The sequence below is a fragment of the Mesorhizobium sp. M0615 genome (assembly GCF_040320805.1).
Taxonomy (GTDB): domain Bacteria; phylum Pseudomonadota; class Alphaproteobacteria; order Rhizobiales; family Rhizobiaceae; genus Mesorhizobium.
The window spans coordinates 22,262-34,578 of the sequence record NZ_JAMYQI010000013.1 but is presented as its reverse complement, the minus strand read 5'-3'; the positions used below and the strand labels follow the sequence as shown (position 1 = coordinate 34,578).

Sequence of the window (12,317 nt, the reverse complement as noted above, 5' to 3'; positions counted from 1 at the left end):
CAGCGCAGAGCAACTTGGATTCGAAACGAATTCCCCGGCGACCGGCGGCCGGACAGCATACCAGGGCGTCCAGATCGGATGGTGGTGACTACTGGAGCTTCCTCCGGTCGCCCGCCGACAGCCGCGCGGCATCGCGATGAAGTAGCATGACCTGCTCGGCGTCCGATATCCGATCGTGAAACGGCTGCAGCGCAGCGTCTTCATCGAGTGCGAGAGCACCCGACAGATCGGGTGAAAGCACCGTCAGCTTCTGCTTGCTGCCCGCCAGTTCCTCCTCGCCGAGCGTCAGCCAGCTGTTGGCCCCGCAATAACCGGCGAAGTCCTTGCTGGCGAGAACGCTGTGCGGATATTTCTTGGTCAGGGTCTGGAGACGCTGGACCTCGTTTACAGCCGAGCCGAAGACCGAGAATGTGAGTCGGTCGGTAAGCCCGACATTGCCGAACATCACATTGCCGACATGCAGGCCGATACCAAATTTTATATCGCCCAGTCCTTGCTCTTTTCTGCGCAGATTGAGCTCCATCATGCGCATGCTGGCCTTGTGCGCAGCCGCAAGAGCAGCCTGGCAGGCGATCTCTGACTGCGCCCGGTGCCTTTCGCAGGGGTAGACGGCAATGAATCCATCCCCCAGGAAACTCATGATCTGCCCGCCTTTGCGATTGAAAGGTGCTGCGATGGCATCGAAAAACTGGTTCAGCGTATCGATATAGACTTCGCGGCCGGAGGTTTCGGCGAGCCTTGTCGACCCGCGCATATCGCCCATCACCAGCGCGGCCCGGATTGTGTCGCCCTCGCCGCGCTTGATCTGGCCGTCCAGCACGCGCCTGCCGGCGTCACCGCCGAGATACGTGGTCATCATGTTGTCGGCGAGCTTGGTGAGCACCGCCATCTTGCTTGCTATAGCGAGATGGTTCTGGATCCGCAGCAGCGCCGAAATCATGCTGTCGCTGAAGCCTGAAGCACTGTCGGTGGACCAGGACCCCAACATGCCCTGACTTGTATCGCCGTTGAAGGGATGGACGAAAGCCATGTAATCGGTGACGCCCATAAGCCTGAGCTCATCGAAAACAGGAAACTCCGACCGCACCGACGGGTCGAGCCGGCGCCGCAGATGATCGAGCTTGTTGCTGAGCAGATGGTAGTATGGGCTGGTCAGGAATCTGTCGGAATGGACGCCGTCCTCACTCCGGAAGCCTTCCACTTCCAGGCCTTGGCCGCGAATCCAGGTGAAACCGAGCGCGTCATAAAGCGGATGCAGCATCGAAAAGCTCAAATGCACCCGCTTCAGCGGCAGGCCGGCAGCAGCCAGCCGTTCACAAAAACCCTTGACCAATGTTTCCAGGTCGTCGCCCGCCAGCGCCGACTGGGTCAGCCAATCGGCAACCTTATCCATGAGAATGTTGGAAATTTCTGCTTGCGCTGTGCTCATGCTATCTCGAAACCCGTCGAAGACGAGCCATCTCCTTTGATCCGCAAAATTCTCGAAGTCAATGAAGCCGGCTTCGGGGGCAGAAGCCGGCGAAGAATATCCCGAATGACTGTCCTTGCAGGAAGCAAGCAGACGTCGACCGCACAAATCACCTGCAACACTATGTGGCGAGGCTGCCGGCGAAGTGCAATCCCGATCCTGACATCGCGCAAATAATTGGTCGGCTCAGGCACCGTTGGGCTCGCCGGGTCTCAAGAACCATGGCCCCGGCGAATTGCGGAAAATCGATTCCCCAAGCCGTATCAGACCGGCGCCTTCGCCTTCAGGCTTGCGGCAGCCATTGCATAGCCGCCGGCGGCGCCATCGATGAAGTGAACATGATCGCGCTGCAGCGGCGAGATGACGAGGCATGTCATCAAGGCCGACTTCTGGCGGTGCAGGCCATAGTTGCAGATGCCGGCCTCTTCCGCTTGTTTCAGCCGGTTATCGATCCGCTGCAACACATCCGCGTCGACGTCGATGGTCATTTTCAAGCCGTCGTCGAACTTGCGGAAATCCGAATTGCTGGCCACCTGGCGTTTGTAGACCTTCGGGTCGAAACCGCCGATCGTCCAGCCCAATTTGTCGGTGAAGGCCGTAAGCGTCATCAGGAAGATCACCCACAGCTTGGCCAGCCACCGCCGCCCCGGCGGCGCCGTGGCCCGTGCCTCGACATCGAGACCGGCGGGCAAGAGACTATAGGCCGGACCGTCCACCGGCACCGGGTGGCCATCGCGCTCCTGCCTGCCGGCAAGGGCGATGATGTCGGAAGCCAGAAACTGGAAACCACGCAAGTCGCGCGATGCCCCCGGCACGGCTATGATCGAGACAATTTCGCCATGCCGGGCTTCGATCGGGTTCCAGCGGCAGGAGAGGCCGGTCAGATCCGGCCGCGCGCCGGCCGGGGCGGGGTCGACGCGGTAGCGCCCGGCTTTCATTTCGGCTTCCGCCCAACTGCCGCCGCCGCCGGCGAACATGGCATAGAAGGCTGCTTCGGAGGCCTGGAACCTCGCCACGCGAACGTCGAGGCCTTGCCCTCTTATGTCCTTTATCGGCACGATTGCGGCACGCAAGGTCAGGTCCAGTTCGTCCGCCACCCATCTCTGGACAGAAGCCAGCGCGTTACGGGCGATCTCCAGCGCCGAGCCGGGAAACGCCACGAGCGCGCCGTCGCCGCCGAAGACGAAGGGAAGATCTTGCCGTCCCAGCGCGTTGAGCAGCGCCGAAATGACGCTGGCGCCGGCCATATTGACGGTTTTGTAGCGCCCGGCCTCGATCGCCTTGGTCGAGCCGACGATGTCGGCGGTGGCCAGCGCCCAGCCATCGGGGAGAGGCCGATAGTTGTCGATATCGGCAACGCTTTCGAACTTTGCGAAGACCGGCAAAGAAGCGACGAACGGGTCGGACGCGACAGCTGTTTCCATAAGCATCAGATAGCACATTCCAGCGCTTGAAGGTGAAGTCGATCACGCCTCGAAATTGACTTGGGCAGGCTTTGCGATGATAGGATCGCGCGATGCGAATTGCCTTCTACGCCCCGCTGAAGTCGCCCAATCATCCCGTTGTCTCCGGCGACCGCCAGATGGCACGGATGCTGGTCCAGGCGCTGCAGCATGGCGGGCATAGCGTCGAACTGGCATCGGAGTTGCGCTTCTATCTACGCCAGCCGGAACCGAAAAGTTTCGATGCGCTCATGATCGAGGCCCGGGACGAAGCCGCGCGACTGACAAGGCTTTGGGACCGTGACGGCAAGCCCGATCTCTGGTTCTCCTATCATCCCTACTACAAGGCGCCCGACCTGATCGGGCCCGAGCTGGCGTTGGCCTTTGCCGTCCCCTATGTGACGGCCGAAGCCTCCTATTCCGAACGGCGCAACGCCGGTTCGTGGGCCGATAGCCAGGCATTGGTCGCGCGAGCCATCGAACAGGCGGCGCTGAACATCTGCTTCACGCAAAGGGATCGCCAGGGGCTGGCGGATGCTGTCCCCCACGCCGCTCTCGGTATGCTTTCACCCTTCATCGACACATCGGCATTCCACGAAATGCCGGTACTGGATTATCCGACGCGCCTCGTGACCGTCGCCATGATGCGCCCGGGCGACAAGGTCTTGAGCTATCGCATGCTGGCGCAGGCGCTCGGGTTGATCGGCCATCTCCCCTGGACGCTATCGGTCGTCGGGGACGGACCTGCCCGTGACGAGGTAAAGGCGCAATTCGCCGGCTTGCCCGCCGACCGTATCGAATGGCTTGGCGCCATCGAGCCTGCCGCCGTGCCGGATGTCCTTTATCGCGGGGGAATCTACGTCTGGCCGGGTTACGGCGAGGCCTATGGCATTGCCTATCTTGAAGCACAGGCCGCCGGCCTTCCGGTGGTGGCTCAGGACATTGCCGGCGTGCCGGAGGTCGTGCGGCATGGCCAGACCGGGTTTCTCACCCCGCCGGGCGATGTGGGGGCGTTCGCTTCGGCCATCGCAAGGCTTCTGGCCAATAATGACGAAAGAACCATCATGGCTGCAGAGGCCAGACGTTTCGTTCTCGAAGAACGCTCTCTCGGTGCTGCAAAGGCCCGTCTGGCGGAACTTCTCAAGATGATCCCGTTGTCATGACGTCCGACCCGATTTGGCAGCCTCTGGTGGACGAGCTGGCGCATCGGCAACGGTGGGGCCGCAAGGCAGAGTTCTGGCTGCGCGACGACGACGCCGTGGATCCGACGCCGGCGCTCGATCGGTTGCTCGACCTCACCGGTGACTTCGCGGTTCCGGTCACTCTGGCCGTCATTCCGGCCCAGACCGACGGGAAGCTTGTCGTCCGGCTTGACGCCGCGCCGCATGCCACGGTTGCCATTCATGGCTGGGCGCACCGAAATCATGCGCCCGAGGGTCAAAAAAAGCAGGAGCTCGGCGCGCATCGGCCACGCGAGGTGGTGCTGGATGAGCTGGCCGGCGGGCTGTCGCGTGTAACCGGCCTGCACGGCGCACGTGCGGTTCCGATGCTGGTGCCGCCCTGGAACCGGATCGACGCCGGCCTGGTACCCGACCTCGGATCGATAGGATTTGCGGCATTGTCGGTGTTCGGGCCGCCAAGGCCGGCTTCCCTGGCGGTCATCAACAGCAATGTCGACATCATGGATTGGCATGGCACGCGCGGCTGCCGCGATCCTGGTCTGTTGGTTCAGGCCATCGTCGCGCAATTGCAGCGTGCATTCGACGGCGGCGAACCGGTCGGCCTGCTCACCCACCATCTCGTCCATGATGAATCGGCATGGCTTTTCCTCGAACGGCTGTTCACGATCACCGCGCGGACCGAAGCCTGCGCATGGCTTCCGATCAGCACATTGACCGAACGCAGCGCCGGAAAATAGCTCAGCGCTTTTTGTTCACTGAAGTTGGGAATGTGAGCGTCTGGCCATCCCGCGCCGCAAAAGCGCCGGCAAACCTGTCCTTGGCCAGTTTCTCCATCTCGTCCAGCTCATCGTCGGTGCGTGCCGGATCGTGGTGAAACAGCGCAAGCCCGCGCGCGCCGGCCGCCTCGCAGAGCTTGACGCCCTGTTGCCATGTCGAGTGCCCGTTGCCGCGGTAGCGCTCCATTTCCTCCTCGGTGTAGGTGCAGTCGTAAATGACGAGGTCGGCATCTCTGATCAGGCCGAGCACCGCCTGGTCGAGTTTGCCCGGCTCGTGCTCGGTGTCTGTGATGACCGCCACGACGCGGCCCCCCCATTCGACCCGGTAGCCGATGCAGCCGCCCGGATGGGTAAGACTACCGGTTCGTACAACAACTCCTTCGCGTGGCCGAAGCAGGTCTCCGGATGCGAAATCGCGGCAGTCGAGGCTCGCCTTGCAGACACCGAGTGTCACCGGAAACCATGGCGGCCGAATGAATTCATCGACCATCTGCCGCGTCGTCATGCGTCCAGCGAGATGCCCGGACCAAAGCGTAACTTTGATGCCTCGTTCATAAATAGGCTTGAAAGCCGGCAGCCCGATGATGTGATCGTAATGGCAATGGGTAAAAAACAGGTCGAAATCGGTGACGCCCGACGCTCGAAGCGTCCTGCCGGCAGGCCGCAGGCCGGAGCCCGCGTCGAACAGAAGCGTATGCTTGCCGCATTGCATCTCGATGCAGATCGTGTTGCCGCCATAGCGAGCAAATTCTGGCCCCGACACCGCAATGCTGCCGCGCACGCCCCAAAACCTGACAAGGAAGAAATCGTCGTCCATGCACCCTTTCGCCCATCGTAGCCAACCAACTGCTGCCAGAGTCGTTCCAGGAAAGGTGTGACACGGTTCCGGAAACTGCATCAAAACAAAGAAACAGAGCGGCTCGCCGCTTCAGTGCAACTGTGAATCGCTCTCGGCCGTTCGTGCGTCGATCAGGTCCGCGGTCGTACTGCTTAGCCTATCGGCAAGAACCCGCAATATCTCGATGGTCATTTCGGGAAACTCCTTCATAAGCCTCAGGAAATGGTCCTTGCGGATTCTCAAGGCCTCCAGCTCACTTGCCGCTTTGACGGTGGCAGTACGGGAGCTGTTGCACAATATGGCAATCTCGCCAACGATCGAATTTGGCAGCAATTCGGCAACTTTGATCGGCCCATTGTCGGAATCGACCAGAATATCCGCGCTGCCCGAAAGGATGACATAGGCGGCGTCTGCCTCGTCGCCCTGCCGGAAAAGAATCTGGCCGGCACTGTAGTTCACGCGATCGGACGTGAACGCGAGCAGCTTGAGCTTTGTCGGCTCGATGCCAGAGAACAAGGGAACGCGTTGCAGCATTCCAACTTCATCCTTGAGCAGCATTGTCGCAAACCTTCCTGAATTCGCGTTTGCCAGACTATGACACAAGTTCCTTGAAGATACCGTTTCCCGCCAAGAGTGTCTCGTGTGTTCCGTCTTCCACCAATTGGCCTGAGTCAAAGACCACAACCCGATCGAACATCGCCGCCATTGCCGGATTCGTCACCACCCACACAATTGCCGGCGAATGGCCGTCGCGTCTGGCTTCGTCGAGCACATTCCGCAACACTTTGTCCTGCACGCGCTGGTCGAGCGCCGACAGCGGCCGATTGAGAATGAGGAAATCGGGACGCTTGAGCAAGGCGCGGGCAACATCGAGCTTCTGTCGCTGTCCGCCGGTCAGCCGCCTGCCGGCGGCGCCGACGTTGAAGTCCAGGCCGACATCCAGAAGCTCGGCATAAAGCCCCAGTTCGTCAAGAATATCATAGACGATGGAGCGAATGCGGTCCGGCGCGTCGGGATGGTTGTTGCCGACACGCCCGAACAGGACATTGTCCATGACGGTGGCTGCGGCGATATATTTGGCCGGGTCAAACCGTTCGACAGCTTTCTGCAGCTCGGCCGGCAGGTTTTCATAGAACTGGTTGCGTGCAGCGATGATCTTGCTCATCAACTCGTCGGTCAGCAGGCCGAAGCGATGCCGGGGCTCGATATAGGCAAAGCTCAACGTGACCATCATGGCGCGGTCGTTCTCCGAAACCGCATCGTAGGGGCGATTCTTGAGCCGTTGCAGCAAGGTTTCGTAGGCGGGTATCTCCTCGGCGCTCATGAAGGCGAGCTGCTGGAAGAACTGGTGTTCGGGCGGGAGGTCGGCAAACAGCTCGATCGCCTGTTCGGCGATCTCCATACCCATTTCGTAGAGCGTGCGATCGAGGCCGGCTTGCTTCAGCACGGAAGCAAAATAGGGATTGGACGCCAGTGCCTTGTGAGCCAGTTCGGGGCCGGCCGCGGCGCCGAAGAGCAGGTTCTGGCCGATCGTCGCTTCCTTGTTGTAGGCGCCCGGTTCGAAAGGAACCACCAGCGCGCTCAGGCCTTCTTCCTCCAACCGGGTTCGCAGCGCCGCACGCAATTCGACGATCCGCCCGGCAAGCTTCGTGTGGCGCTTGAGGTCGGCCGAAGAGCGCAAGCCAAGATCCAGAATGTCGCGCGACAGAAGAACCGCGTCGAGCACCCGGCGCACGGCTTCGAAGAGGTCGTGCGGGCCGGTGGCGCCGGCGGAGGCATAGTTGATCCAGTCGCTGCGGATATCGAGATCCGGATTGCCCGACCGGCGCGCCTCGTCGATGTTCCAACGGTGCTGGTCCGCCGCGGCGCCGTCATATGTCACCGATGTCAGCGGCGCATGCTTCAACCCGTAGAGCAAATTGTCGCGCAGGCTTGCCTGGAACAGGAAAACATCCGACGAAGCGTAGGATATGCGCCGGCCGGTCACGGCTTCGGGGAGATCGAGCAAGTCATCGGAGCCCGAAACGATCCTTCCGCTATCCGGCCAGGTCAGCCGCGCAAAGGCTTCCGCAAGCGCCTCCGCTCCCCCTGTTGCGGTGCTGACCAGCGCCACCGTCTCACCCGGCTTGACCTCGAGCGAGATGCGATTGAGGAGCATTGCGCCGCCATCGTCTGCTATGGACAGGCTGATCGCCGACAGCGGCTTGGTCATCGGATCGGGATCGTCGATCGTCAGTGCTCCGATTTCCGGCGCGATGATATTCTCGACGGTGAACTGTTCGACGACCTGCTGATATTTGACCTGGACATCCTGCCGGTCCTGATCCCAGTCGATCAGTTCCTTCATCGGTCCGGGCAAGTCCTTGTAAGCGCCGATCACGGCCACGAGCTGGCCGACATCCAACCGCCCCTGAATGACCAGATAGCCACCGATCATGTAAAACAGAAAGGGCGTGAGCTGCGCGAGAAAATTGTTGAGGAACTTTACCATGAATTTCCATTGGTAAAGATCGAAGCGGATTTTGAAGATGAGCCCGAGCCGGGCTGCTATGTCGGCGCGCTCGTAGTTCGACGTATCGTGGACGTGAACCGCGCCGATGCCGTCGACGATTTCGCCAACCCGGCCTGAAAGCGCGCGCGCCGTCAACTGCCGCTGGCGCCCGAGGACGAGCAGCCGCCGCCGCATCCGCGGGATAAGCACGATCTGGATTGCGACGATCACGACCGCTATCATTCCGAGCCAGACGTTCTGCACCATGATGAACAGCATGGCCGTCAGCGCCTGGCCGCCGAGCAGCACCGGCTGCAGGAAGGCATCGCCGATGAAGCCGCCCAGCGGCTCCACCTCGTCCTTCACCATGGTCGCCACTTCGGCGGATTTCACCCGCTTGAAGTAAATCGGCGGAAACCGCAGCACACGATCGACCAGGTCGAAGCGGATACGCCGCAGCATGCGTTCGCCGAGCCGCCCCTTGTAAGTGTTGATATAGAGCTTGAACAAGCCGTTGATGACGACCAGCAAGAGGAAAACAAGGCTGAGCGCAAGCAGCGTCGACGTGCGGTCGAGCTGAAAACCGGAGAAGAACTGCACCTCGCCGATGAACGGCAGGTTATAGTGCAACCTCATGAATGGCAGGGTCGCGCCCGGTTGCTCGAACCCCTTGCCCTGGATCGGGCCGTTGACGATCAGCTTCGGCAGGTCGAACGACATGAAATACGGGACCATCGAAAGCACGACGATCATCAATATCCAGAGCTGCTGCTTCCTGGTGTGCGTCCAGATATAGCGGGCTAGGCTGGTTTCCATATGCGATTGTCAGTTTGAAGGATGCGGAATGTAAAGGCACCTGCTGGCGAATGGTGTATCGGCCATGTCTTCGCCGCCACCGAAGACCTCGAAGCGACAGCTGCGCGCCAGCCGGATGGAGGCCGATGGTCCGGACAAATGCAATCGGCCTCCTCGGGGCAATGGCGAAACGGCTTGCGGCACAATCGCGTCCGCAAGTCGAACAGCCTTGCATGAGGCAAGATTGCGTTGTGTCGCCCGAAATCCCAACATAGAAGACGAATATGATGGATGTCACGCAACCACGCAATGCCGGCATGGATGGGCATGAGCAAGCCCTGGACCTCACGCGGGGAATTGCCGCCTATCTCGACCACCCTCTCGTGACCGGGCTGGCGCGCGTCATCGCCAAGCATCCGCAGGCCGATATCGCCAATGCCTTCAACCACAAGCAGGTCGCCTGCAAGATGTGGGCGCTCGACAGGCTGTTCGAAAGCTGCGGCGGCCGGTTCGAGCGCATATGGGTTCTGGGTGGATGGTACGGCGTATTGCCGGCGATGCTTTTCAACGACGCCCGCTTCGACATCGCGGCGATCGACAGCATCGACATCGATCCCGAAGTCGGCGCGGTCGCCCGGACACTCAACCGGCAAGCCGGCGACCGGTTTCAAGCGCTGACGGCAGATATGTACGCACTCGACTATGCCGCCGGCGGGCCCGACCTGGTGGTCAATACGAGCTGCGAACACATAGCCGACCTAAGCGCCTGGCTTGCCCTGCTTCCGCAGGGCACGAATGTCCTGCTGCAATCGAACGATTATTTCAGCGAGCCGACGCACATCAACTGCGTGGCGTCACTTGCAGCCTTCGAAGCCATGGCGGCGCTGCGGCAGATCAGGTTCTCCGGTGAACTGCCGACAAAAAAATATACGCGCTTCATGCTGATTGGAACTGTTTGAAGCGCTCGCGCAGGATTTGCGCCGAGCGCCGCGCCCCTTCCAGATCGAGGCGATGCGCGGCTGGCGGCCGTCCCGCAAGCGCCTGTTCGATCGCTTGCGCCAGACCTTCAGGCGTCAGCTCCTCTTCCGTCAGCACCGTTGCAAGACCGAGCTCTTCGAGCATCAGCGCGCGACGCGTCTGCTCGGTTTCCCCGCCGGCTGCAAATGGAACGAGCAGCGAGCGACACCCCGCGCGCATGACATCGCAGACCGTGTTGTAACCCGCCTGCGAGACCGACAGGCGGGCGCCGGTCAGCAGGCTGGCGAAATCCTCGCGGAACCGGAAGATGGACAGGCGTGGGGTGGCATCGCGTGTGATCGCGTCAAACTCGTCCTTCGGCAGGTTTGGGCCGGTGATCAAACACCATGTCCAGGCGTTGTCGGGATTGCGCGCCGCCGCGATGGTGGATCTGACAAGGCTCTTTCCGGCCGCCCCGCCGCCAACCGACACCAGAACGTCGAAGCGCTCGGAGGCCGCGGGCGCCGGCGGCGCCGCAACGAGCCCGGTGTAGGCGACCTCGGCCCTGATCGCCCCAGCCAGCGGAAATGTCTTATCGATGGTTGCGAAAGCCGGATCGCCATGGACCATGACAAGATCGAAATGCCTGTTGACGAGATCGACGGTTTCCTCGTTTCGGCTCGGCTTGACGCGCTCCTGAAGGATGTCGCGGACGGACGTCGCCAGCAGCGGTCTGGGCGATGTCGTTTCGATGGCCTCGATCAGCGGCAGGAGTTCGAAACGCATCTGCCGGCGTCCAAAGGGAAACGCCTCGATAATGACGATGTCGGGCCTGTAATCCCGGAAAGCCTGCAGCAGCATCTCTGAGCGCCGCCTCTTGAAATCATCGTCGATGGCTTTGCCCTGCAGGTCGACAAGTCCGGAAAATCCTTCGTCACCGGAGGTGACAGGCGGCAGGGTCACGGATTTTACACCCGATCCCGGAAATCCCGCGATCGGCGCTCCGCCGGTCACGACGGTGACGTCGAACCCGTCATCGAGCAGAGCCGCCGCAATGCGGCTGGCGCGCGCGAGATGGCCGATGCCGAGCAGGTGCTGAACATAGAAGAAAGCGCGCAGCCGCTTCATTCGGCGGCCCGCCACTCCCGCTCGAACAGTTCCTTGAGCTGTCCAATGCCTGCCACATGGTCGAAATTGCTTCGCACGCGCCGCTCCGCGGCGTCGCCGAGGCGGGCGCGCAGGACGGGATCGCGGATCAGGCGCTCCAGCGCCTGTGCCAGGGCAGTCGGGTTTTCCGAGGGAATCAGCAGCCCGGTTTCATCCGACGATAAAAGCTCCGGCACGCCGGAAATATCGGTCGACACGCAGGCAAGCCGCTGGCTGGCCGCCTCCACCAGAACATTCGGCAGGCCGTCCCTGTCGCCATCCGCGGTGATCCTGCAGGCCAAAGCGAAGATGTCGGCGCTGCGGTAGTGCTCGAGCACCTCCTCCTGCGCCAGCGCGCCTTTCCAGGAGACGCGGCCATCCAGTCCGAGCCTTTGCGCCAGCGCTTTCAGCCGTTTCAGTTCCTCGCCGCCACCGATATGCTCGAAACGCCACGCCAGATCGCCAGGCAAGAGGGCAAGAGCCTCGAGCAACGTATCATAGCCCTTCTTTTCAACGGCGCGTCCGACGCTCAAGATCATGACCGGTTCGGCCGGCGCCGAGCCGTCATGCTGTTTTCGCGCCTCGCCGAAACTGCCGAAGCGGTCAAGGTCGAGCCCATGATAGCTCAGATGCACGGACGAACTGCCGTTGGCGAGTTTTTTCAGATGGTCGAAGCCGGTTTTCGTGCACGTGACCGTCCAGCGAGCCGAGGAAAGCTTGCCGGCCAGATCCCAGTCCGCCGACGTCCAGATGTCCTTGGCATGGGCTGAGCAGCTCCAGGGCAAGCCACGAAGCTGGCTGGCATAGCGCGTCACAGATGCCGGCGTGTGCGCGAAATGGGCATGCAGCCATCCCGCGTCTTGCGGCCATTCGGCGGCCAACACGAGCGCTTGCCCGAAGCGGCGCGCGCGATTGCGGGTAAAGTCGCGGCGGATATCGGCAGCCAGCGATTTGAGCGCGCGCCAGAAGCCAGGCCGCGGCAGACAGGCAAACAGCGACCGAAGCACGCGCAGCGGCTCTCTGTGCAGATATTCCGGTAGATAGTGGACGGGGGCCTTGATCTCATCGTGCACGGGATGACGTTTTGCGTCGGTCGGCCGCCTGAGCGCGAAAAGTATCAGGTCGAACCCCGCACGCTCCAGACCGAGCAGCTCCTGCGCGATGAAGGTTTCCGACAGCCGCGGGTAGCCCTTCAGAACCACGACGATCTTGCGGTGTTGCAA

Annotated in this window: 10 protein-coding genes; 3 read left to right on the top strand and 7 right to left on the bottom strand. The window is 61.6% G+C overall.

Annotated features, from left to right (window positions below):
• Positions 1–88 precede the first annotated feature (88 nt).
• Together NKI46_RS22895 and NKI46_RS22890 are read right to left on the bottom strand one after the other, a co-directional pair.
• A complete protein-coding gene (locus NKI46_RS22895; RefSeq protein WP_352748040.1) occupies positions 89–1,429 on the bottom strand; it encodes an adenylate/guanylate cyclase domain-containing protein in 1,341 nt (446 codons plus the stop codon).
• Between the two features lie 302 nt (positions 1,430–1,731).
• Positions 1,732–2,910 (bottom strand): DUF3095 domain-containing protein, encoded by a 1,179-nt coding sequence (locus NKI46_RS22890; RefSeq protein ID WP_031198422.1) that lies wholly within the window; start codon positions 2,908–2,910, stop codon positions 1,732–1,734.
• A 74-nt stretch (positions 2,911–2,984) separates the two neighbouring features.
• On the opposite strand from NKI46_RS22890, the gene NKI46_RS22885 reads away from it, so the two are divergent.
• Together NKI46_RS22885 and NKI46_RS22880 are read left to right on the top strand one after the other, a co-directional pair.
• The gene (locus tag NKI46_RS22885; protein ID WP_023685074.1) at positions 2,985–4,073 is read left to right on the top strand and encodes a glycosyltransferase family 4 protein; all 1,089 of its coding nucleotides are present in this window, start codon (positions 2,985–2,987) and stop codon (positions 4,071–4,073) included.
• Positions 4,070–4,828, top strand: coding sequence for a polysaccharide deacetylase family protein (locus NKI46_RS22880; protein ID WP_352748037.1), 759 nt, complete (start codon positions 4,070–4,072; stop codon positions 4,826–4,828). Before NKI46_RS22885 ends, NKI46_RS22880 begins: the two co-directional genes overlap by 4 nt.
• Before the next feature lies 1 nt (position 4,829).
• On the opposite strand, the gene NKI46_RS22875 is transcribed toward NKI46_RS22880, so the two are convergent.
• The 3 genes from NKI46_RS22875 to NKI46_RS22865 all read right to left on the bottom strand — a co-directional run bounded on the left by NKI46_RS22875 (position 4,830) and on the right by NKI46_RS22865 (position 9,012).
• Positions 4,830–5,684, bottom strand: coding sequence for an MBL fold metallo-hydrolase (locus NKI46_RS22875; RefSeq protein WP_023685072.1), 855 nt, complete (start codon positions 5,682–5,684; stop codon positions 4,830–4,832).
• A gap of 111 nt (positions 5,685–5,795) precedes the next feature.
• Positions 5,796–6,263: a cyclic nucleotide-binding domain-containing protein gene (locus tag NKI46_RS22870; RefSeq protein WP_023672144.1), complete on the bottom strand. Its 468-nt coding sequence runs from the start codon at positions 6,261–6,263 to the stop codon at positions 5,796–5,798.
• Positions 6,264–6,297: 34 nt separating this feature from the next.
• Positions 6,298–9,012: an ABC transporter transmembrane domain-containing protein gene (locus NKI46_RS22865; RefSeq protein WP_352748034.1), complete on the bottom strand. Its 2,715-nt coding sequence runs from the start codon at positions 9,010–9,012 to the stop codon at positions 6,298–6,300.
• A 266-nt stretch (positions 9,013–9,278) separates the two neighbouring features.
• Between NKI46_RS22865 and NKI46_RS22860 the strand changes: the two genes are divergently transcribed.
• Positions 9,279–9,950 (top strand): class I SAM-dependent methyltransferase, encoded by a 672-nt coding sequence (locus NKI46_RS22860; protein ID WP_352741859.1) that lies wholly within the window; start codon positions 9,279–9,281, stop codon positions 9,948–9,950.
• Here NKI46_RS22860 and NKI46_RS22855 read toward each other — a convergent pair.
• Both NKI46_RS22855 and NKI46_RS22850 read right to left on the bottom strand, forming a co-directional pair.
• On the bottom strand, positions 9,928–11,076 hold the full coding sequence (locus NKI46_RS22855) for a glycosyltransferase family protein (protein WP_023818374.1): 1,149 nt from the start codon (positions 11,074–11,076) through the stop codon (positions 9,928–9,930). The genes NKI46_RS22860 and NKI46_RS22855 overlap by 23 nt on opposite strands.
• Entirely contained in the window at positions 11,073–12,317 is a 1,245-nt protein-coding gene (locus NKI46_RS22850; protein WP_023685068.1) for a glycosyltransferase, read from the bottom strand. Before NKI46_RS22850 ends, NKI46_RS22855 begins: the two co-directional genes overlap by 4 nt.